This window comes from Neobacillus sp. 204, assembly GCF_046562815.1.
Classification (GTDB): domain Bacteria; phylum Bacillota; class Bacilli; order Bacillales; family Cytobacillaceae; genus Neobacillus.
Window position 1 is genome coordinate 254,310 of sequence record NZ_JBJORY010000009.1, and the last position, 22,236, is coordinate 276,545.

The 22,236-nt window shown below is 38.7% G+C and carries 25 protein-coding genes and 1 riboswitch; of the genes, 12 read left to right on the top strand and 13 right to left on the bottom strand.

All coding sequences use genetic code 11. The annotated features are described in order from the left end of the window. The first annotated feature begins 43 nt into the window (after positions 1-43). On the top strand, positions 44-1,003 hold the full coding sequence (mnmL, locus tag ACJ004_RS19870) for a tRNA modification radical SAM protein MnmL/YtqA (protein WP_410894868.1): 960 nt from the start codon (positions 44-46) through the stop codon (positions 1,001-1,003). Between the two features lie 2 nt (positions 1,004-1,005). Next, entirely contained in the window at positions 1,006-1,578 is a 573-nt protein-coding gene (gene mnmM, locus ACJ004_RS19875; protein ID WP_410894869.1) for a tRNA 5-(aminomethyl)-2-thiouridylate-methyltransferase MnmM, read from the top strand. Positions 1,579-1,635: 57 nt separating this feature from the next. On the opposite strand, the gene ACJ004_RS19880 is transcribed toward mnmM, so the two are convergent. Then, positions 1,636-2,700, bottom strand: a complete 1,065-nt coding sequence (locus tag ACJ004_RS19880) for a tetraprenyl-beta-curcumene synthase family protein (protein ID WP_410894870.1) — start codon at positions 2,698-2,700, stop codon at positions 1,636-1,638. Between the two features lie 35 nt (positions 2,701-2,735). Next, positions 2,736-3,539 carry an alpha/beta hydrolase gene (locus tag ACJ004_RS19885; protein WP_410894871.1) on the bottom strand — a complete coding sequence of 268 codons (804 nt, stop codon included), beginning with the start codon at positions 3,537-3,539 and terminating at the stop codon, positions 2,736-2,738. Between the two features lie 148 nt (positions 3,540-3,687). Here ACJ004_RS19885 and ACJ004_RS19890 point away from each other — a divergent pair, with 148 nt between their 5' ends. Next, positions 3,688-4,197, top strand: a complete 510-nt coding sequence (locus ACJ004_RS19890) for a gamma carbonic anhydrase (RefSeq protein ID WP_410894872.1) — start codon at positions 3,688-3,690, stop codon at positions 4,195-4,197. A gap of 57 nt (positions 4,198-4,254) precedes the next feature. On the opposite strand, the gene asnB is transcribed toward ACJ004_RS19890, so the two are convergent. Together asnB and metK are read right to left on the bottom strand one after the other, a co-directional pair. Beyond that, positions 4,255-6,159 carry an asparagine synthase (glutamine-hydrolyzing) gene (gene asnB, locus ACJ004_RS19895; protein ID WP_410894873.1) on the bottom strand — a complete coding sequence of 635 codons (1,905 nt, stop codon included), beginning with the start codon at positions 6,157-6,159 and terminating at the stop codon, positions 4,255-4,257. Between the two features lie 284 nt (positions 6,160-6,443). Next, positions 6,444-7,640: a methionine adenosyltransferase gene (metK, locus tag ACJ004_RS19900; protein WP_410894874.1), complete on the bottom strand. Its 1,197-nt coding sequence runs from the start codon at positions 7,638-7,640 to the stop codon at positions 6,444-6,446. A gap of 200 nt (positions 7,641-7,840) precedes the next feature. After that, positions 7,841-7,979, bottom strand: a riboswitch (SAM riboswitch). Positions 7,980-8,210: 231 nt separating this feature from the next. Between metK and pckA the strand changes: the two genes are divergently transcribed. After that, positions 8,211-9,797, top strand: coding sequence for a phosphoenolpyruvate carboxykinase (ATP) (pckA, locus tag ACJ004_RS19905; RefSeq protein WP_410894875.1), 1,587 nt, complete (start codon positions 8,211-8,213; stop codon positions 9,795-9,797). 62 nt (positions 9,798-9,859) lie between these two features. On the opposite strand, the gene ACJ004_RS19910 is transcribed toward pckA, so the two are convergent. Continuing rightward, on the bottom strand, positions 9,860-10,102 hold the full coding sequence (locus ACJ004_RS19910) for a DUF2584 domain-containing protein (RefSeq protein ID WP_410894876.1): 243 nt from the start codon (positions 10,100-10,102) through the stop codon (positions 9,860-9,862). Between the two features lie 38 nt (positions 10,103-10,140). Continuing rightward, on the bottom strand, positions 10,141-10,935 hold the full coding sequence (locus ACJ004_RS19915) for an alpha/beta hydrolase family protein (protein WP_410894910.1): 795 nt from the start codon (positions 10,933-10,935) through the stop codon (positions 10,141-10,143). A gap of 175 nt (positions 10,936-11,110) precedes the next feature. On the opposite strand from ACJ004_RS19915, the gene ACJ004_RS19920 reads away from it, so the two are divergent. From ACJ004_RS19920 to ACJ004_RS19930, 3 genes are read left to right on the top strand one after another with little or no spacing between them, the layout of a single operon-like run. Next, positions 11,111-12,076, top strand: a complete 966-nt coding sequence (locus ACJ004_RS19920; protein ID WP_410894911.1) for an ABC transporter substrate-binding protein — start codon at positions 11,111-11,113, stop codon at positions 12,074-12,076. 20 nt (positions 12,077-12,096) lie between these two features. Further along, positions 12,097-12,873: an ABC transporter ATP-binding protein gene (locus ACJ004_RS19925; RefSeq protein WP_410894877.1), complete on the top strand. Its 777-nt coding sequence runs from the start codon at positions 12,097-12,099 to the stop codon at positions 12,871-12,873. Further along, positions 12,854-13,660, top strand: a complete 807-nt coding sequence (locus ACJ004_RS19930; RefSeq protein ID WP_410894878.1) for an ABC transporter permease — start codon at positions 12,854-12,856, stop codon at positions 13,658-13,660. Before ACJ004_RS19925 ends, ACJ004_RS19930 begins: the two co-directional genes overlap by 20 nt. Before the next feature lie 175 nt (positions 13,661-13,835). On the opposite strand, the gene ytkD is transcribed toward ACJ004_RS19930, so the two are convergent. Together ytkD and ACJ004_RS19940 are read right to left on the bottom strand one after the other, a co-directional pair. Then, positions 13,836-14,315 carry an RNA deprotection pyrophosphohydrolase gene (ytkD, locus tag ACJ004_RS19935; protein ID WP_410894879.1) on the bottom strand — a complete coding sequence of 160 codons (480 nt, stop codon included), beginning with the start codon at positions 14,313-14,315 and terminating at the stop codon, positions 13,836-13,838. Between the two features lie 117 nt (positions 14,316-14,432). Continuing rightward, complete coding sequence (locus ACJ004_RS19940) at positions 14,433-14,750, bottom strand: hydrolase (RefSeq protein ID WP_410894880.1); 318 nt, start codon at positions 14,748-14,750, stop codon at positions 14,433-14,435. Positions 14,751-14,952: 202 nt separating this feature from the next. On the opposite strand from ACJ004_RS19940, the gene ACJ004_RS19945 reads away from it, so the two are divergent. The 3 genes from ACJ004_RS19945 (at position 14,953) to ACJ004_RS19955 (ending at position 16,206) form a co-directional block, all read left to right on the top strand. Next, positions 14,953-15,210 (top strand): DUF6154 family protein, encoded by a 258-nt coding sequence (locus ACJ004_RS19945; protein ID WP_410894881.1) that lies wholly within the window; start codon positions 14,953-14,955, stop codon positions 15,208-15,210. Positions 15,211-15,330: 120 nt separating this feature from the next. Next, positions 15,331-15,504, top strand: a complete 174-nt coding sequence (ytzI, locus tag ACJ004_RS19950; RefSeq protein WP_410894882.1) for a YtzI protein — start codon at positions 15,331-15,333, stop codon at positions 15,502-15,504. A 477-nt stretch (positions 15,505-15,981) separates the two neighbouring features. Beyond that, complete coding sequence (locus ACJ004_RS19955) at positions 15,982-16,206, top strand: hypothetical protein (RefSeq protein ID WP_410894883.1); 225 nt, start codon at positions 15,982-15,984, stop codon at positions 16,204-16,206. 501 nt (positions 16,207-16,707) lie between these two features. Here the strand turns inward: ACJ004_RS19955 and ACJ004_RS19960 are convergent. Next, positions 16,708-17,181 (bottom strand): S-ribosylhomocysteine lyase, encoded by a 474-nt coding sequence (locus tag ACJ004_RS19960; protein WP_410894884.1) that lies wholly within the window; start codon positions 17,179-17,181, stop codon positions 16,708-16,710. Between the two features lie 140 nt (positions 17,182-17,321). Here ACJ004_RS19960 and yidD point away from each other — a divergent pair, with 140 nt between their 5' ends. Next, positions 17,322-17,549, top strand: coding sequence for a membrane protein insertion efficiency factor YidD (gene yidD, locus ACJ004_RS19965; protein ID WP_410894885.1), 228 nt, complete (start codon positions 17,322-17,324; stop codon positions 17,547-17,549). On the opposite strand, the gene ACJ004_RS19970 is transcribed toward yidD, so the two are convergent. Then, the gene (locus tag ACJ004_RS19970; protein ID WP_410894886.1) at positions 17,546-18,118 is read right to left on the bottom strand and encodes a beta-class carbonic anhydrase; all 573 of its coding nucleotides are present in this window, start codon (positions 18,116-18,118) and stop codon (positions 17,546-17,548) included. The two genes, yidD and ACJ004_RS19970, sit on opposite strands and share 4 nt — an antisense overlap. Positions 18,119-18,330: 212 nt before the next feature. Between ACJ004_RS19970 and ACJ004_RS19975 the strand changes: the two genes are divergently transcribed. Further along, entirely contained in the window at positions 18,331-19,275 is a 945-nt protein-coding gene (locus tag ACJ004_RS19975; protein WP_410894887.1) for a metal ABC transporter solute-binding protein, Zn/Mn family, read from the top strand. A gap of 44 nt (positions 19,276-19,319) precedes the next feature. Here the strand turns inward: ACJ004_RS19975 and ACJ004_RS19980 are convergent, their stop codons facing one another. Genes ACJ004_RS19980 through ACJ004_RS19990 form a run of 3 tightly spaced genes read right to left on the bottom strand, consistent with a single transcriptional unit; the run spans position 19,320 to position 22,144 of the window. After that, on the bottom strand, positions 19,320-19,505 hold the full coding sequence (locus ACJ004_RS19980; protein ID WP_410894888.1) for a hypothetical protein: 186 nt from the start codon (positions 19,503-19,505) through the stop codon (positions 19,320-19,322). A 37-nt stretch (positions 19,506-19,542) separates the two neighbouring features. Then, a complete protein-coding gene (gene menC / locus ACJ004_RS19985; protein ID WP_410894912.1) occupies positions 19,543-20,649 on the bottom strand; it encodes an o-succinylbenzoate synthase in 1,107 nt (368 codons plus the stop codon). Then, entirely contained in the window at positions 20,630-22,144 is a 1,515-nt protein-coding gene (locus ACJ004_RS19990) for an o-succinylbenzoate--CoA ligase (RefSeq protein ID WP_410894889.1), read from the bottom strand. The genes menC and ACJ004_RS19990 overlap by 20 nt, the downstream gene beginning before the upstream one ends. Between the last annotated feature and the right edge of the window lie 92 nt (positions 22,145-22,236).

The window sequence follows — 22,236 nt, forward strand, 5'->3', positions numbered from 1 at the left end:
TTGATGTTATGCACTTTTTATTATTTTAAAGGAGGTTTTCTGATTGATTCAGATGAGACCTTTTCCATATGCTTCTGATGATAAACGTTACCATACCTGGAATTATCACTTGCGCCAAGAATTTGGTCATAAGGTGTTTAAAGTTGCACTGGATGGCGGTTTTGACTGCCCGAATCGTGATGGCTCGGTTGCACACGGAGGCTGTACCTTTTGTAGTGCGTCCGGATCAGGTGATTTTGCCGGTAACAGAGTCGAGCCCCTAGAAACTCAATTCAACGAAATTAAAGAAAAAATGCACACCAAATGGAAAGATGGTAAATACATGGCCTACTTTCAAGCTTTTACGAATACCCATGCGCCGGTAGAGGTTCTCCGTGAAAAATACGAATCAGTTCTGAAGCAGGAGGGTGTAGTCGGTTTATCGATTGCCACTCGTCCTGATTGTCTTCCTGATGATGTTGTCGAGTATTTAGCGGAACTGAATGAACGAACCTATTTATGGGTGGAACTTGGCCTCCAGACTGTTCACGAACGGACCGCCTTACTTATCAATCGTGCCCATGATTTTCAGTGTTATCAAGATGGGGTTAATAAGCTACGAAAGCATGGAATTCGCATCTGCTCCCATATTATTAATGGATTGCCGCTTGAATCCTATGAAATGATGATGGACACTGCTCGTGAAGTAGCCAAATTAGATGTTCAGGGAATAAAAATTCATTTGCTTCATTTGTTAAAAGGAACGCCAATGGTAAAGCAATATGAAAAAGGCATGCTTGAATTTATGGCCCAGGATGACTATGTAAAATTAGTATGTGACCAATTAGAAATATTACCACCAGAAATGATTGTTCACCGGATTACGGGTGACGGACCGATTGATTTAATGGTCGGACCGATGTGGAGTGTAAATAAGTGGGAAGTCTTAAATGCCATTGATGCAGAACTGAAGAATAGAGACAGTTGGCAAGGGAAGTTTTATCAAGGTAATTTGGTGAAGTAACCATGAAAATAGATAAGATTCTTCCATTTGCGAAAAATTTACTCCAAAAAGCGGTTCAACCCGGAGATATCGTAATCGATGCGACAGTAGGAAATGGCTATGATACAGTTTTCTTGGCAGAACTTGTAGAAGAATCTGGACACGTTTACGGATTTGATATTCAAGAGAAAGCAATTGTCACTACTCAAGAACGGTTGGTAAAGTATTGCCTGTCAGACCAAACAACGATTTTCCATTCAGGTCACGAACATCTGTCCCAATTGATTCCTGACATTTACCACGGTAGGGTAACTGGTGCCATTTTTAACTTAGGTTATCTTCCCGGAAGTGATAAAACGATTGTTACACAACCTGACACTACCATTGCTGCTATTCAACAACTTTTGGAGATAATGGCACCTGAAGGTATCATCGTGCTCGTTATTTATCATGGACACAACGGCGGGGCAGAAGAACGTGATTCTTTGCTTGATTATTGCCAGCAAATAGACCAAAAGACAGCACATGTACTTCAATACCAATTCATTAATCAACAGAATCATCCAGCGTTCATTATCGCCATCGAAAAAATATAAACCAGGCAGCCGGGAAGTTAACAATATAGATTGTTAACAACTCCCAGCTCCTGGTTTTTATTTTGAAATTAATCTAGTCACAAACTCCGGAACTGATTTTTGGAGAGAGCGGTAGGCAAGACCATTCACATAAAAGAAATAGCTAGTCCAACCACCCGCTTTGATCATACCCTTTGCCAATTTACGAACATTTTTCTGTTTACGAACTTTGGCATCTGATAAATAAATTCCTAACAAACCACGGTTAATTAAGCGATGAAAATTTTTATGAGGAAGAAATTCTGTGTGCCGATCAGCCTCTTCAACAAAATGATTCAACCGCTGAAAAAGCCTTTCCTCATTATGATAATAGGAACAAAAATTTAAGTCTCCCCCTATAAGATCTTCCTCTTGATCAATAAAATAATCTAAAAGAATATGTAAGCCTTGAATATAGGGAAAGTACCCTTTTCGAATATTATCAGCATCACTGAGCTTAAAATCATCACGAAGCGCGTAAGAAACTAAGCAAAATATCCCTAATGTAGAACCCGAACAAGCAGAAAATTCATACCATTCCATTTCAGGCAGGTGATGTTGATTTTTTTGAAACCATTTTTCAAGACGCGGAACCCGCTCCTCTGGAATGACATGTTTGTGAATTTGTAACTCACAATAGTATTGGCAGAGCTCAAGCAAGAAATCTTTAATTCCGTCATAATTCTTAATTTCTCTTAGGACAGAACGACAGGTTTCCGATAAATCATTTAAATAATTATCATCATCCTGATCCTCGCGAAGGCGGTAAAAGTTTTTCTTGTCAGCCCTAAGGACGAGAGCATCTGCCATCGATTCATGGAGCGCGGCAAAATCCTTAGGGTCAAGAGAGGTAGACCGGTCACAGAGATTATCTAAATAATCGCTGATGGTCTGATAGGCAACGATAAATTTTATCGCCTTTTTATAGTCCTCTTTAGCGGTTAGTGCAAGGATTGCTCCACCCTCGCAATGGAATGTTTTATGATTGATGCTTGCAAGCGCTTGAGTTCTTAGTTCCTCGTTTGGGATTTTTTCAGCACGGCTTTTCCAATAAGCCAATTCTTTGTGTACTGCTGGAAGTATTTTGCGATATACCCTGGACATTAGGGTGACTGGCATCATTGGAACCGACAACCTTTCTAAACAATATATCCGATAGCTTTTAATTGACTATAAACAAAATCCTTAGCGTATTCAAATACCTCTTCCCGCTCCGGTTCATTAAAAATTTCATGGTAGCATTTAGGCCATTCCTTAAATCTTTTTTCAGAAAGTGGCACCTGATTAAACCATTCTTTCACAGTAATTTTATTAACAATTTTGTCATCGCCGCCTTGCATGACAAGCATCGGGATATCCTGTATTTTTTCATTCGCATGAAAAGCTTCTTTCATGGCAGCTGCTAATTCCCGATACCATCGAACAGAGACTTTCGTTATATAAAGGGTATCATTTGAATCAGCTTCACGGACTTCTTCGTTTCGTGTTGCCATTTGGACGGTTAATCCGGACTTTATTCTAAGTGTCGGAAATACCAAATTCAAGCCATGTGATAGGATATCTAAAAATCTGGAAGGGGTATGAACTAAACCTAAACACGGAGAAGAAAGAATGACTCCTGCTACATTTACTTTTTCTTCCTGTAAGATACGAATCGAGATTAATCCTCCCATACTATGACCAAGTAAAAAGACAGGTAAATCATAACGATAGGCAGCCTGAATCCAATCCTTTACCTCAAAGATATAGTCATCGAAGGAAGTAATATGACCGCGGTTGGATCTGGTCGTCATCCCCTGGCCAGGAAGGTCCGCCATAATAACATGGAATCCAGCTGAACGCCACATTTCAATCAGCCAGCCATAACGGCGATGATGTTCCATCGCACCATGGACAATCACGATGACCGCCTTTGCTTCCCCTTCTGCTTCCCACTTCCACATAAATTTCCCTCCTAGAGTAGTTACGTACCAATGATGAAAAAATAGTCAAAATAATACCATAGCTTGACTATTACAAAAAAGACGAATTATTGTTAATCGCTTCCTACTTCCGATAAAATAGTATCATCATGAAAAAGGAGCGAGAAGAATGATTTATCCTTATAAAGATAAGTATCCAGAAATTGCTGATACTGCTTATATTGCCGATTATGCCACGATTACTGGTGATGTTACGATTGGCGATGAGTCAAGTGTTTGGTTTAACACTGTCATAAGAGGGGATGTTGCCCCAACCATTATCGGTAAAAGAGTAAATATCCAAGATAATTCTATCTTACACCAAAGCCCCAATAACCCGCTAATTTTAGAAGATGAAGTTACCATTGGACATCAGGTGATTTTACATAGTTGCATCATTAGAAAAAAAGCATTAATTGGTATGGGTTCAATTATCCTTGATAATGCTGAAATCGGCGAGGGTGCTTTTATTGGTGCTGGCAGCCTTGTTCCCCAAGGGAAGAAAATCCCCCCTAATACTTTAGCATTTGGCAGACCCGCAAAAGTTATTAGAGAATTAACTGAAGAAGACATTAAAGATATGGTAAGAATCTCTACAGAATATGCAGAGAAGGGTCAATATTATAAGTCCATAAAATAATAAAATAATAAATAATCAAAAACAAAAGCACCCATTGAAATTTGGGTGCTTTGATTTTTAATTTTTCGATGTTTGCAGGCTTTTTTCTAATGCAAAATCGCGCTGGAAGGAATAAACATCCTCCACATACACTTGATGCCATACCATAAACATTAGTACTGTCCAAATCTTTCTGCTGTTATCGGCCTTGCCCTGGCAATGGTCTTCAAGCAATTGAAGCACATAAGATTTATTGATTAAATGCTCCGTGTTGCTTTCGCGAATAATTTTTTTCGCCCATTCATTCATCTCATCCTTCAACCAGTGACGGATAGGCACAGGGAAACCAAGTTTTCTGCGGTCAAGCACATGGGCAGGAACAATCCCTTCAGCTGCCTTACGTAAAATATACTTTGTCGTTCCATGAACAGTTTTCAGGCTTGTCGGGATTTTGGATGCTACCTCGAAGACCGCTTTATCAAGGAATGGCACACGAAGTTCTAATGAATGAGCCATTGTCATTTTATCGGCCTTCAGTAAAATATCACCACGCATCCAAGTATGGATATCAATATACTGCATCTGGTCAACCAGATCGTAGCCTCGGGATTCGGCGTAAAGAGGCTTTGTAATGTCAGTATAATCTAATCCTTCACGATAAACATTTAATAATTCACGCTTCTCTACTTCTGTAAACATCTTCGCATTTCCGATATAGCGTTCTTCCATTGGCGTTACACCACGTTCGATAAAGCTTTTTCCTCTCATTCCTTCTGGCATCATGCCCGCGATCCCTTTTAAAAGGGCTTTTCCCGCTCTTGGAATTTTATTAAATACCTCTAATGATTGCGGTTCATGGTAAATATTGTATCCGCCAAACAATTCATCCGCACCTTCACCAGAAAGAACAACGGTTACGTGCTTTCTTGCCTCACGAGCCACAAAATAAAGCGGGACACAGGCTGGGTCTGCCAGAGGATCATCCACATGCCACATAATTTTTGGTATTTCGTTCATGTATTCCTGTGGTGAAATCACATAACTGATATTTTCGACTCCAAGCTTTTCAGCCGTCTCTTTTGCGACATCAATTTCACTAAAACCATTATGCTCAAATCCTACTGAGAAGGTTTTAATTGCAGGGTGAAATTCTTTGGCAATCGATGCAATAATCGAAGAATCTATCCCGCCAGAAAGGAATGAACCAACAGGAACATCACTGCGCATATGCATTTTGACAGAGTCAAAGAGGACATCTTTAATTTCCTTGATAAAATCAGGTTCTGATTTTTGTACTGGCTTAAAGTGTGCTTTCCAATATCGCTTGATTTCCATTGGAGAGCCAATTTTTTTTGTAAAGAAATGACCAGGCTCTAATTTCTTAATTCCATCAGACAAAGTATTAGGTTCAGGAACAAATTGATAGGTCAAATAATGCTGCAAGGAATCATAATTAAGCACGTCATTTTCAATACCTAACAGAATACTCTTTTTCTCAGAAGCAAAAAACGTGCGATCACCATCTTCAAAATAAAAGAACGGTTTGATTCCAAAGGGATCACGTGCCCCATAAAGGCTTTGCTCTTGTTTATCCCAAATAACAAATGAGAACATTCCGCGCAGTTTTTCGACGGCTTTTTCCTTCAAATGACTGAAAAGCGCAATAATTACCTCAGTATCGGAGCTCGTTGAAAATGTTAAGCCTTCAGATAATAGTTCTTCACGCAGTTCTACATAGTTATAAACTTCACCGTTAAAGATAATCCAGTAGCGTTCATTCTCATAGGTTAGCGGTTGATGACCGCTCTCAATATCAATGATACTTAAACGGCGGAACCCAAATTGGATATGATCATCATAATAAAAACCATCATCATCCGGTCCACGATGAGTTATAATATCGTTCATATTTTTAAATTGTTGTTTTTGTTCTTCACTATAGTTTTGTGTTTTATCGTGTACACAACCTATAAAGCCACACATTATGTACCTCACCTCATTCTAAATATCCCTTAAGAAGGACGTATTGTCCAATAGCGCAAACACCTTACGCTAGGAGTAGTCTAAAAAACATACTCTCTAATACTACCACTTTTTTTCTAAAAAATGCACTGTGAACAATAGGTAATTTTAATATCCACATTTTTCACTTCTTTTGGCCTGCGTAAACATTTCATTTTATGCACTTTTCGTTTTATTGTACAGGTAAAAAGACGTATAAATAAAAACAGGAGTTACATGTAGAATGTAACTCCCCTTTTTCCTATTTATTGGTTCGCTTGACGTAAAACCTCTACTTTGTCTGTTCGTTCCCAAGGTAGATCTACATCTGTACGGCCAAAGTGACCATATGCTGCGGTTTGTTGGTAAATTGGACGGCGAAGATCCAACATATTTATGATACCTGCTGGGCGAAGGTCAAAGTTTTCACTAACAAGATCAACTAAAACATCCTCGCTTACTTTGCCAGTACCAAACGTATCAACAGCAATTGAAACAGGTCGTGCCACACCGATTGCATAAGCAAGCTGAACTTCACACTTTTCAGCAAGCCCTGCGGCTACGATGTTTTTAGCAACATAACGTGCGGCATAGGCTGCAGATCGGTCCACTTTTGTAGGATCTTTACCGGAGAAAGCACCGCCGCCATGACGAGCATATCCGCCATATGTATCAACAATAATTTTACGGCCCGTTAAGCCTGCATCCCCTTGTGGTCCGCCAATTACAAATCGTCCTGTTGGATTAATAAAATATTTTGTGTTGTCATCGATAAGTTCTTTTGGTACGACAGGATTGATAACATATTCTTTCAAGTTACGTTGAATTTGCTCTAACGTTACTTCTGGGTTGTGTTGGGTAGAAATAACAATAGTATCAATACGTACCGGTTTATCGTTCTCATCATATTCGACAGTTACTTGGGTCTTTCCGTCTGGACGAAGGTAATCAAGAACTTTGTCTTTCCGCACTTCTGTTAATTTACGAGCAAGCTTATGTGCAAGTGAAATGGGAAGAGGCATTAGCTCTTTCGTTTCATTACAAGCAAAACCAAACATTAAACCTTGGTCTCCTGCACCAATAGCTTCAATTTCCTCATCAGACATTTGACCTTCACGTGCTTCCAAAGCCTGGTCAACACCCATCGCTATGTCCGCAGACTGTTCATCAATAGAGGTTAATACGGCACACGTCTCAGAGTCAAAGCCATATTTTGCGCGATCATAACCGATCCCTTTAATCGTTTCACGAACAATTTTTGGAATATCCACGTAAGTAGAAGTAGTGATTTCCCCTGCTACTAATACTAATCCAGTTGTTACTGAAGTTTCAGCCGCAACCCGAGCATTAGCATCCTTCGCTAAAATAGCATCTAAAATGGAATCAGAAATTTGGTCACAGATTTTATCAGGATGACCTTCAGTAACTGACTCAGAAGTGAACAAACGACGTTTTGTTGACATCTGAATTCCTCCTATATTATGAGATCATCGAGGTTTTTGGAAGGTTACAGGAATACTTCTTGAACCTCGTGAATTTGATACGGTACTCATTCCCTTAGTATGTAATTAACAAAGGATTTTTATTAGAGACTCTTATTAAAAAGGACTTATACAAAACAAAAAACCTTACCATAGAGGAAAGGTTGTTTTCGGGCCTTTCGCTCTTATCGTTCAAGGCATTAGCCTTGCGTCAGATTAGCACCTTCGCATTTGAAAAGGACCTTTTAAGTGGTCAATCATTTCATATTGCAGGTTGCTGGGTTTCATTGGGCCTGTCCCTCCACCAGCTCGGGATAAGAGAGTATCCGTTCAAATTAGAATAATATCATACTGTCTAACAATGTCAATGAATTTTTCAAAGTAAAAAGGAAAAAAGGAACTTACTTTCTTAATATAAACAATTTTTATATCTATTGATAAATTTTAAAAAGTATTAAAATCACTTTAAATAGTATGGATTATTATTACTAATGTGCTATACTTTTTATTACATTTACAACATAAAAAACTAATAAAGGATGGTTTCATTAAATGAATTCTGTTGACACTCCAAATGAATTATTACAGTTTTTAAAAGAAAGTCACGTCCATGTGCAACTATCAGTTCCTCAATTAGTTGAAAAAATCTTAACCCGTAGCGAAGGGTCTCTTACTTCTACAGGCGCGATTAGTGTCGCTACAGGAAAGTATACAGGCCGCTCTCCTCAGGACAAATTTATTGTATTAGAAGAGTCCACAAAAGAGAAAATTGAATGGGGTACGACCAATCAACCGATTTCTGAAGCAGCTTTCACACGTCTTTATCACAAGGTTATTGATTATTTAAAAGAGAAAAATGAAGTGTTTGTTTTTAAAGGGTTTGCCGGTGCCGATAAAAAATCTCGTTTGCCCATCCAAGTGGTTAATGAATTAGCGTGGCAAAATTTATTTGTCCATCAGCTATTTATTCGTCCATCAGATGATGAATTACTTGCTCACGATAGTGAATTCACCGTTATTTCTGCCCCTAATTTCAAGGCAGATCCAGCAATCGATGGTACAAAATCAGAAGCCTTCATTATCATATCTTTTGAAAAAAGAATTGTTTTAATCGGTGGAACAGAATACGCAGGCGAGATGAAGAAATCTATTTTTTCTGTTATGAATTATTTACTGCCTGAAAATAATATTTTTTCCATGCACTGTTCTGCTAATGTCGGCCTTGAAGGTGATGTTGCATTATTCTTTGGCCTATCCGGTACAGGAAAAACAACTCTATCCGCTGATCCGAGCCGACGATTAATTGGTGATGATGAGCACGGCTGGTCCTCCAATGGAGTCTTTAATATCGAGGGAGGTTGCTATGCTAAATGTATTAATCTTTCTCGTGAAAAAGAGCCGCAAATTTTTGATGCTATCCGCTTTGGAACTGTCTTAGAAAATGTAACCTTGAACAAAGAATCCAGAATCCCTGATTATGATGATGGAACCTTGACAGAAAATACACGTGCCGCCTATCCGATTCAGGCGATTGATAATATTGTTCAACCAAGTATTGCCGGTCATCCAAACACAATCATCTTCCTGACTGCTGATGCTTTTGGCGTATTGCCGCCAATTTCAAAACTAACTAAGGAACAAGCAATGTTTCACTTTTTAAGCGGCTATACGTCAAAATTAGCCGGAACGGAGCGCGGAATAACATCACCACAAGCTACCTTCTCTACTTGCTTTGGTGCCCCATTCTTACCGTTGCCAGCGACTCGTTACGCAGAAATGTTAGGTGAAAAAATCCTTGAGCACAATGCGAATGTATTTCTAGTGAATACAGGTTGGACGGGCGGTGAATATGGTGTCGGTAATCGAATGAAACTTTCCTACACTCGTGCCATGGTTCAGGCGGCACTTGGAGGAGAACTAAATCATGTCGAGACTGTCCAAGACAAAATCTTTGGTTTAAATATTCCGCTTCATATTGCGGGTGTCCCAGATGAAGTCCTACAACCAAGTAAAACATGGTCTGATCCGTTTGCTTATGAGAAGAAGGCAAAAGAATTAGCAGCAAAATTCCGCGAAAACTTCAAAAAATTTACGAATGTTGCTGAAGAAATAGAAGAAAAAGGCGGACCAATCGCTTAAGCGGAAGCGCCGTTATATATAAAGTATGCCCATATCAAATCGATATGGGCATTTCTATTTTATTAGTTTGTTGAATTTAAAGAAATTAATTGATAGGTGATCGTTGTGGTGTTATTTTGCATCTCGACTTTTTTAATAAGCGCGGTACCACTTGAATCACTATCCATAGTTTTTCTTACATCAATCGGAATCTCAATTGGATAAAGTCTGTACCCTTCCTTTTCTAACAAGAAGACGTTTTCCTCTACGCGTTTCTCTCTGCCCTTTGTCACAATCATCGTATTTAACTCAAGAGGCATTCCCATAACTATATCGCTCCTCTGCTTGTTTTACCTATATCTTATCATCTTTTACGTTGACTTTTCATCCACTTTGATAAATCCGCAACGACTTTTCTATTGATCACAGGTGGGAAGTAATGTGTATACTCATTAAAATACCAACATTCCACTGGTTTTTCTAATAATCTTAACCTTCTTTCCAGACGATAGGCGTGCTCCACGGAGACATTTCCATCGTTTACACCATGGATAATCAGAACAGGGGCGGTCAGTTTTTCTAATGTATAAAGAGGAGTTCTGTCCTGATAGCGTTCTGGATATTTTTGCGGGGTCCCGCCAATAACCCTTTTCATCATCCTGCGTAAATCTTTACGTTCCAAATAAGTGAGGGACATATCACTGACTCCCCCCCAGGTAACAATAGAGGCAGTTTCCGGAAACTCTATCGCGGTCAAAAGTGCCATTACTCCCCCCCGCGAGAACCCAAAAATATGTACATCCCGTACCTTTGGCAATGATTTTAACAGCCAAAAAGCCGCAAACGCATCTTCCCTATCGTCCCCGGCAAAATCCTCATTGCCCTCACCGCCTTGATTGCCACGATAATAAGGCGCAAAAACAATGAAACCCTCAGCAGCAAACTGGGCAATTCGAGCGGGGCGGACTTTGCCCACATTTTTGATACCGCCACGTAAATAAAGGAACCCATCAAAGACGCCTGCCCCAATCGGTTCCGCAAGCATCCCTTTCACTTTTAATCCATTGGAAAGGTAGGTGATAACCTTTAATTCAACGTTTGGATTGGGGGAAGGAAAGCGTGTTATATCAACAATCTCCCCATTATTGTATTGGTTCATCTGCACATCTTACCTCTTTTTATAAAATTTATTATCACTAGGCATTCACACATTTTTCTCCGCTTCATACGATATCTTAGGCAATGAGCCCAGATTTTTTATGATATCTAAGGAGGCACGCTTCATGAAAAAATCGTTAAAATTCAGTTTCTCCTTTCTCCTCATCACTATACTCATGTTTTCACTTGTCGCTTGTAATAGCACCACAAAAGATGAAACGAAGAAACTTGAAAAAGTTCGAATCGCTGAAGTTACCAGGTCTATTTTCTATGCCCCGCAGTATGTTGCCATAGCCAAAGGATTTTTTAAAGCTGAAGGTTTAGATGTTACGCTGACAACCACGCCTGGCGGGGATAAAACCATGACCACGCTTATTTCAGGTGGAGCGGACGTTGCTCTAGTTGGATCAGAAACTTCGATTTATGTATACGCACAAGGGGCTAGTGACCCAGTTATTAATTTTGCCCAATTGACTCAGACAGATGGGACTTTCCTAGTTTCTAGAGAAAAAATTGATAATTTCTCTTGGGATCTCTTAAAAGGGAAAACTTTCTTAGGTCAGCGTAAAGGCGGTATGCCACAGATGGTTGGAGAGTTTGTTTTAAAGAAGCATGGCATTGACCCACATCAAGATTTGAATTTAATTCAGAACATTGATTTTGCCAATATTGCCAACGCCTTTGCCTCAGGAACGGGTGAATTTGTTCAATTATTTGAACCAACGGCAAGTATTTTTGAAAAAGAAGGTAAAGGCTTTATTGTTGCTTCCTTCGGGAAAGAATCTGGCCATGTTCCATATACATCGTTTATGTCCAAGGAAAGCTATATGAAAGAAAATAAGGGAACCATCGAGAAATTTACAAGGGCCATTTATAAAGCACAACAGTGGGTTGCGTCACATAGTGCCGAAGAAATTGCCAAAGCGGTTGAATCATTTTTCCCAGATACAGATTTAACTATTATGACCACTGTTGTTGAGCGTTATAAAAATCAAGGCTCTTTTGCTACAGATCCAAGACTCGATCAAGAGGAATGGAACAATCTTCAGAACATCATGAATGAAGCTGGAGAACTTCCTAAAGAAGTGGATTATCAAACACTTGTTAATACCGAAATTGCTGAAAAAATCATAAAAGAATAAAGATAAGGGAGGCCGTCCCCATGAGTTTTTTGACCGTTCAAAATATTCATCACACTTATTTTACTAAAGCCTCTGCTACTACGGCCCTCTCCGATATTTCATTAATAGTTGAAGAGGGCGAGTTTATCTCCCTCCTCGGCCCAAGCGGCTGTGGTAAGACGACACTGCTTTCCATCATATCTAGTTTACTTAAACCAACGCAAGGTACTGTCTTGTTAGAAAATAAACCTGTATCAACATCCAAAAACCAAATTGGTTATATGCTCCAGCAAGATTATTTGTTTCCGTGGAAAACAATTGAAGAGAATATCCTTTTGGGGCTGAAACTATCGAAACAGTTGAATCATCATACAAAAACAGCTGCCCTTGACCTGCTTAAGCAAATCGGATTAACCGGAGTGGAAAAACAACTGCCACGGCAGTTATCAGGGGGGATGCGGCAGCGGGTAGCGCTCGTTCGGACCCTTGCCACAGAACCAAAACTACTAATGCTAGATGAACCCTTTTCCGCTCTCGATTATCAAACAAAGCTGAAACTTGAGGACTTAGTCTCACAAACATTAGATGAGTTTGGTAAAACGGCGATTCTCGTTACTCATGATATTGGCGAAGCCATTGCCATGAGTGACCGTGTCTATTTGATGTCACCAAGTCCCGGAAGAATATATAAAACATTTACGATGCCTGAGGAACTAAGAAATGTATCTCCATTTGAAGCAAGAAACCATGAAGCATTTTCAAATATCTTTCAAACGATATGGAAGGAGTTGGAGTCTCTTGAGCCAGAAAAAGAATAAGCTAGAACTCCTCCATAGAAGCTATATTCAATCTTTAAAAGTAGAAAAAAGATGGGTTAGGTTTTATCAAGCGATCATTTTCGTCGTCTTTTTCTCGAGCTGGGAATGGTCTAGTCAAAAACAGTGGATTGACCCACTTCTTTTCAGTTCCCCATCGAAAATTTGGAACTTGCTTTTGGAAAAAATTCACGATGGATCTTTAGTAAGTAATATCGGAGTGACTTTGACGGAAACGGTACTAGGATTTATTCTTGGGACACTTCTGGGTACGATATTAGCTGCGGTTCTATGGTGGTCCCCAATGATTTCAAGGATCCTAGATCCCTATCTTGTCATCTTAAATGCAATGCCAAAAGTCGCATTGGGACCAATTTTGATTGTGGCACTAGGTCCAGGGTATACATCGATAATTGCTATGGGTACGATTATCTCGATTATCATTACCACCATCGTTGTTTATACCTCATTCAAAGAGGTGGATCCGAATTATCTTAAAGTGCTCCAAGCCTTCGGAGCCACACGCTGGCAATGTTTCAAGGAAGCAATCCTCCCTGCTAGTTTTCCGACAATTATTTCTACCTTAAAGGTAAATGTCGGATTGTCATGGGTCGGTGTTATTGTTGGAGAATTCCTTGTATCCACAAAAGGGCTTGGCTATATGATCATTTACGGCTTCCAAGTATTTAATTTTACCCTCGTATTCTTATCACTTTTGGTTATTGCCGTATTTGCAACCATTATGTACCAACTCGTAGAATTATTGGAGAAAAAAATTATTAAGGAATAGCAGAAATAGAAAAGCGGAAGGGCCTTGCACAAGGAAAAAGAGGTTCATTTTTTCCCAGGGGCGACAAGCATAAGACGAGCCGACGAGAAGGTTGCTCTTTAACCTTCTTGACGGATTGGCTTATGACCTCGAGCCCCTAGGCGCTGGAGCTAGACATTGTGACCAAGGCTTTCTGCTATTCTTTTTGATCTTGTAATTTTTGAATGAGTTTCACACATTGCTCAACAACCTGATCTTTCATAATAAAGCTGTACTCATCCCCAAATCGTTGCAATAATAAGTCACCTTGTACAAAAACGGGCCCATTTGTTTCGTAGTAACTAGACGTTGCCTTCATCCTTTTTACCTTTCCCCAAAAGACTGACTTCACAAATGTCATGCTTGGGTCAGAAATTTTATACTCAGCCAAAAATGTAAGCTCACCTAATATTGCACCTGTCTCCTCATATACTTCTCGTCGAGCTGCCTCTTCGAGAGTCTCTCCTGGCTCCATTTTTCCTCCAGGAAATTCAAAACCTCTTTTTTTATGCCTCGTCAAAAGCCATTCTTCCCCACTTTGGCAGATGACTAACACATGTTTTGCCTTCTCTTCGAAGGCATTTTGAATAAAAGACAATTCAACCTGATTCCCATTTTCATCTAAAAAATGTATCATTCTATATTCCGCCTCAACAGTTATTGCTCTTATTATAATCAAAAAAAGAAAAATCCTAAAGTTAGGATTTTTCTTAAATGTAATTATTTTTCCTTGGTAAATTAAATCCCATTTATTTTACCTTGGTAAAATATTCATACTTTCTATATGACTCTTTGCTTCTTCATCACCAAGTTTATGCAGCATCCCATACACTTGTTGGATCGTATGATCATAGGCATCGTTTTCACGGTCGTAATGATACTCAAGGTATGGAACATGGGCTCGAAAGAAGTTCTTCCATTCGGTTGAATAATTCTGATTGAATAGCTCACGGAGTTGGGAAATTTCTTCATCATTTGCCTGTATTTTATAACTCCAGGTTGAACTTGTGGCACTTTGTGAAATTTCTCCGCTTCCTACATCAATATAATAAGTTTTCTTTTGCTCATCCATTATGTCATCCCCTTTTTCTCTTTAGTAATTTGCAAATAGAAAAAATTTATTCTATGCCAAATTTCGATTCATTTTTTAGAAATGAATACGCTATAATAAACATACAATCAAAGAAACAGACTTTTCTGTTAATTTACAAAAGAGTTATTTAGAATTATTTTATCTTTATAAGGGAAAAGATTATAACAAGGAGGTGTTTGAAATGAAACTAGTCGATGAATTGTATGAGATGTATCGAAATAAGTTAACGGGTGATGAAGAGGATATCGACATGCTGGCATTTGCCTTTTTAGAAGAAATGTCACATGAGGATTTACTTTCTTTAATCCAAGAAATGGATAAGCAGGAATTATACAATTTAATGGGAATTTATTTAATCGAAAGTTTAAAAGGTAAATTCGCTCAAGAAGAGTACGGCCAGCATCGCACGAATACTTATCATCCTCGGAATATTCATTGATTATACATAATAGTATAGAGACGGAAGCCCAAACAACGGGCTTCCCTTTTTCTTTTCTCAAGAAAACATTAATTCATCTATTCATGTTACAATAAAGAAAAAAGGAGGTTCCCATCTAAAATGTATGTAGTAGCTGTTATTTGTATTATTATTGTTATCGTTGTCCTTCTTCTTGCTGTGGGCACCACTTCTAAAGCCTACACATATAAACATACTGTAGACCCATTAGAAAATAATCCACATCTTGATCACGAAAAAAATCAAGAAACTGATCATGACCAAAAGAAAGCTTAAAAAAATTCCTATTCAAGTCGAATAGGAATTTTTTATTTAATAACAACCAAAAACCCTTGATTATACAAGGGTTTTTCTTATGTTTGGCACGTGCCAAGTTTCAATTCGCGCCAAGTTTTTGCCAAGCTTTTATCGCTTCATACACATTAAGGTAAAAGGGAGAAATGAAAAATGGAAAGAAATATTTTAGTGGTTATAATAAACATGGTTGATTCATTTTCTCGAATTATTGGATTGTATGTCTTGCTTATTTTCTTATTGGTGACATTGTTATTTCTCCTTTTATTGATATCATGTTTTTCTTTTTTGCTCCCATGCCATCCATGGAGGTTTTTCTTTTGTGGCTTTAGCCGCTATATTAGTGGAAGGAAGTCAGAGGGGACAATGGGAATTTAAAATGAAAAATAAAAATCACTTCTTTTTTCACGATTGAATAAGATACGTAAAAATACGGTTAAAAGAATGGATGTTAATTTAATGTATACAATTATCACTGGAATGAACGGTCCTATTTATCATGGATACGGTCGTCCGTTTATGGGTGCTTGGGCACAAATGATTCATGGAATATATCCACATAATTATATTTCTTTTGGCGGATATCATGTCCCAATTTCCCCCCCTCTTTATCCTACTAAATATATTTTACCATCGACTCATGGCGGGACATTTGAACCCTCTTTTTACGGCATCTTTCGATAAAAAAAGAACCGATAAAGGTTCCTTTTTTTTTGTCACAGACCGCATAGACATGCCTTCTTAGACGTTTTAAAAGGTTTAGGCTATAATCCCTTTTCGATAAGGTGAATAATAAACAGAGCGCATATTTAGGACGCTATTATATAAGACAAATCAAGGATTCCAATCCAATATGAAAGAAGTTGATTCTACTTGAGTTTTGAAGCGATTCCATGTTTAATTTGCAAAAGCCAAGGCAGATATTCAGGTTCAATCCCTTATTGTTCATCATGTTGGGATAAACGGATTGAAGATAATATTCAACAAATGATAAAGAGTATGAAAAGTGAAGCAAGGGAAGGAAAACCCTTGCTTGATCAATCAAAATAAAACATCAATTGAAAATCCTGCAAAATCCTTATTTGGAATTTTTCGGAGTAGATTTCATGCTATTTTTAGCATTTCCTATTCAAGTCGAATAGGAATTTTTATTATTATGGCTAGCCTAAGACGCTGCTTTTCTAATTATGCAAAAACTTGTTTTAAGTCTTCTTTGCCTTGTTCCAGCCAGAAACGCATTAAACGTTTTGCTCCTTCTAAATCATGCAGCTTTGCTTGACCGCATTGTCTTTCATTAGCAGCTGGGATTTCAATAATTTCAAGGGCATCTTTCATAGTATCTTCTAAAAGATCAATGATTTCTTCCACAGTAGGTTCTCCGCTAACTACTAGATAATAACCTGTTTGACAGCCCATTGGTGAAATATCAATAATATCGAAATGATCATACTTCTCAGAATGCTTACGAAGATTAAAAGCAAGCAAGTGTTCTAATGTATGGATTACATCAGGTTTCATTGCTTGTTTATTTGGCTGGCAAAAACGAATATCATATTTATTAACAACACCGTCACTACCTACTTTGTGAACACCACAATGTCTCACATAAGGGGCTTTAACAGCGTTATGGTCTAAATCAAAGCTTTCAACTGAAGGCATCGAAATCACTCCTTTTTTTATCTCCTATTATCATACATTAAATTCCGAGTTTTTTCATCTACTTACATATATTTAACAATTTAGACGTTACTATTAAATTATGATATGTTGTAGATAATTGTAATAAAGGAGTGTCTCATATGTTAAAAAAAATCTTCCTTGCTGTTATTCGTTTTTATCAAGTTGCTATCTCTCCATTAAAGCCACCGACCTGCAGATTTTATCCGACCTGTTCGCATTATGGGGTAGAAGCCATCCAACGGTTTGGGGCCTTTAAAGGCGGCTGGCTAACGCTTAAAAGGATATTAAAATGCCATCCGTTCCATCCAGGTGGTTTGGACCCTGTTCCGGAAAAGGATAACCATTAATTCTTATAACCATCCACAACAAGATCTAGCTTTCCTGTCTTAGGGTCGATTACTAAGCCATGAACTGGTACATCCTTAGGCATTAACGGATGATTTTTTATAATTCCGACACTATGTTCAACACTTTCGGTTACATTATCAAACCCATGCAGCCACTTTTTTATATCTATTCCGGAATAGGTAAGCGTATCGATCGTTTCTTCCGAAATTCCCCGTTCTTTCATATTTTCAATCACTGGTTCTGCTTTGAGACCGCTCATACCGCAATCATAATGAGCGATCACTAAAACCTCTTGAGCCTGTAATTGATACAGGGCAATCAATATACTTCTCATTACACTGCCAAACGGGTGTGAGAGCAGACCGCCAGCATCCTTAATGAGTTTCGCATCACCATTTCCCAAGTTTAACGCTTTCGGCAATAGTTCTAGCAGCCTTGTATCCATACATGTTAGAATCACCATTCGTTTATTAGGGTATTTGGTTGTTTCATACTTTTCATACTCTCGGTTTTCTACAAACTTTTCATTAAATTCTAGGATCTCATTTAAAATATTCGAGTTATTCATATTAACCACCCTTCCATTGTTTCTTTCTAAGCATACCTAATATTTGATGATGAAACAAAATTTTATACTTGCTTTTGACGAAAATTTTTTGTAAGAATCTAATGGAAATCGGAATCGTTCCGTATTATGTAGTTGTTATTTTTCAGAATTCAAAAAAAATTTCGATAATAAATCGTAATAAATCCGATTTATATACATTTGAAGGAGACCCTATGAAAAAAATCATTTTAATCCTTTCTTGTCTGTTACCATTAAGTCTTCTGTTGGCGGCGTGTTCAAATGGTAAAGAACAAGTACAAAAAAACAAAGACCAGTTAACCATTTATACCACTGTATTTCCACTTCAATACTTTACTTCGCAAATAGGTGGAAAATATGTAAATGTACAAACGATCTATCCACCTGGGGCAGATGAACACACATTTGAACCATCTCAAAAGGATATGATGAATTTAGCTGATTCAGACTTATTTTTTTACATCGGGCTCGGGCTTGAAGGATTTGTAGAAAAATCAAAAGAAACATTAAAAAACGAACATGTAAAACTAGTGCCAACAGCTGAAAAAATTGATCTGCCAAGATTGACCGATTCGCATGATGAAGATGAGGAAGATCATCATGACACCCATGAGGATGTCAATCCACATGTTTGGCTTGACCCAATTTATTCAAAGGAAATGGCAGCTGTCATTCGTGATGCACTAAATAAACAGATGCCAGAACACAAAGAAGTTTTCAATGCGAATTTTCAAAAACTTGCTCTTCAATTAGATGAACTAAATACGAAGTATAAGCAAACAATTGAAAATGCAAAACATAAAAAGATAATCGTTACCCATGCTGCGTTTGGTTATTGGGAGAAACGCTATGGGATTGAGCAAATTAGTATTTCAGGGCTATCGACAGCTAATGAACCGACCCAAAAGGAATTAGAAAAAATCATGTCCGTTGCTGAACATGAAGGGATACACTATATGCTGTTTGAACAAAATGTCCACTCAAAACTTGGAAAAATCGTTCAAAAAGAAATTGGGGCAAAAGAATTACCAATCCATAACCTTGCTATTTTATCAAAAGACAATATTAAAAACAAAGAAACCTATTTTTCATTAATGAATCAAAATCTTGAATCATTAAAAACCGCTTTAAATAACTAAATAAATTATGCAATGAACCAGGCCCATCAACCTGGTTCATTTTTTTATGAAAGGTCTGTTAAACTTGGATGTTGATTTCCGCTCCAGGCACTTCGCTTTCCGCGGGCGGTCCGGGGAGCCTCCTCGGCGCAAGCGCCTGTGGGGTCTCCCCAGCCCCGTCCTCCCGCAGGAGTCTTCGTGCCTTCCGCTCCAATCAACATGGTGCCAAAATCATCCAGGTGCTTCATCATTACCTTATGAAAAAATCACTTTATAAAAATTTTGTTCCTAAAATACAAATGTCTCTTTCCATTGTATGACTTCCCGTAGGCGTTTCTGGTTAATCTCAAATCCTATTCCAGGTCCCGTTGGAACAGCTATAGAACCGTTTTGGACAATTACTTCAGGAGTAATGATGTCCTCTTCCCAAAAGCGATTGGAAGAAGAGATATCACCTGGGATAGAAAAGCCTGGTAAGGAAGCGAGCGCAATATTATGGGCACGGGATATCCCAAATTCGATCATCCCCCCACACCAGACAGGTATCCCCTTTTCAAAACAATAGTCGTGGATTCGTTTTGCTTCATATAAGCCGCCAACCCTGCCGACCTTAATATTAATCACCTTACAACTTCCGAACTCAATTGCTTTTCGTGCATCATCATAGCTGTTAATACTTTCATCTAAGCAAATCGGGGTTTTGATTTCCTTTTGAAGCAAAGCGTGTTCAATAATATCATCATAAGCAAGGGGCTGCTCAATCATCAGCAGGTTAAAGTCATCTAGAGCTTTTATCCGTTCTATATCCTGTAACGTATAGGCAGAATTTGCATCGGCCATGATAGGCAGGTCTGGATGAGAACGGCGAATTTCTGCAAGAAACGTATAGTCTAATTTTGGACTAATTTTCACTTTTATCCGCTGATAACCTTCCTTAAGATATTGGTCAATCTGCCGGAGTGCTTTTGTTGTAGAGTCTGTTGCCACCACCACACCTGCCGCAGTAACCGTGCGTGTACCTCCAAGGATTTTTGACAATGACTGTGCATGAATCTTCGCATATAAATCCCATAGTGCCGTCTCTAAGGCTGCTTTAGCCATATGGTTCCTACGTATCGAACTAAAAAGCTGAGACGCCTGTGCAGGATGATCGATCGGATTATTTTTAAGTAGTGGAATTAAAAAATCAGTTAACATATGTAAACTTGTTTTAATCGTTTCTTCCGTGTACCACGGTGTGGAAAAAGCAACCCCTTCTCCAAAGCCTGTAACACCCTCTGAATTGGTAATTTTAATAATGATTCCTTCTCGTACCTTTACAGCTCCTAAATGGGTCAAAAATGGGTCCTTTAAGGGCATTTCAATGACATTTAACTCAACAGAGGTGATCTTCATCATCGGTCCTGCCTTCCTTTACCCACTCACGAAGTTCCCTGCGAAGCAGTTTTTTAGAAGCATTTCTTGGCAATTCTTTCGTAAAATAAAATGCTTTTGGCACTTTATATTTAGCCAATTGTTGTTTGCAAAATTGCTCAAGTACTTCCTTAGAAGGAGTCGTTCCTTCCCTTTTCACAATAAAAGCTACCGGCACTTGTCCCCATTCCACATGTTCTGAATGAGTGACACCTGCTTCACTAACATCGGGGTGTGCCAACAATGCGGCTTCTATTTCTGCAGGGTAAATATTTTCCCCTCCTGAAATGATTAAGTCCGAACGCCGGTCGAGGACATATAAGAAACCAGCCTCATCTAGGTAGCCAATATCACCAGTATGAAACCAACCATCGCTAAACTTTTCATTTGAAACTTCTGGACGAAATAAATAACCCGGGGTAACATTGGGCCCTTTTATGACAATTTCACCTGGAACACCTGTTGGCGCCACACTTCCATCCTCATTTACAATCTGAATTTGAGAGGGAAACAATGGCTTTCCAGCAGAACCTAGCCTTTTCAAACTGTATTCAGGTGCAAGGGTTACAATTTGCGAGGAGGATTCGGTCATACCATAGGTTTGAAATACTGGGATATCTTTCTCTACACATGCTTGGAGTAACGGGAATGGTGCGGGCCCACCTCCTAGGAGCATACAGCGGAAATGGTTAGGAAGGCGCCGTTCTTGAAGGGCTTCAACGATTCTAGTCAGCGTTGTCCCAACAACAGACATAATGGTTACCCTTTTTTCTTGGATATCTGTTATTGTCCTTTCCACATCAAATTGGTCATGAAGAACAATCGGCATGCCATAAATGACACTGCGCATTAATATGGAAAAGCCGCTAATATGGAACAATGGAACACTACAAAGCCAGCAATCCCCTTCCATAAAACCTAAATTTAAGGCTGAACCAACCGAGCTCCACCAGTGATTTCCATAGGTTTGGATGACACCCTTGGGATTACCGGTCGTTCCTGATGTATACATAATTGTACATATATCGGAAAGCGAAAGTTCTTCGAGAATATTCGGCACGTCCGCAGCACTGGAAAATAGATCGCCCTTTGTTAAGACTTTTAGAGATGGAATTTGATTGGTTATGAAAGCTTTTGTTTCATCCAAAGTATCTTCAAGAATCAACGAAACAGCCTTTGAATCGTTAAGCTGCCAGGCAAGTTCTGCTGGAGAAAGGCGGTTATTCAATATCACAGACCTTACTCCTACTAACTGAAGGGCAAATAATATAATAACTGTATCGAGATTGTTTTTTAATAAAACCCCAACATAGTGGTCTTTTTGAACACCTAATCCATGTAACTGCCCTGCCACCTGAAAAGAACGTTGATAGAGTTGTTCAAAGGTTACTATTTGTTCCTGAAAATAAACGGCAGGTCGCTCCGGAGTTAAAAACGCTCTTTTCTGCAAAAAATTAGGCATAATTTCGTTCTGCATAACGGTTCACCTTTCTTATTCACTTTCTAGCTTAGCCATGCTTGTCTATTAAAAACAGCCTGATGGAAACCATCAAGCTGTTTAAGAAAAGC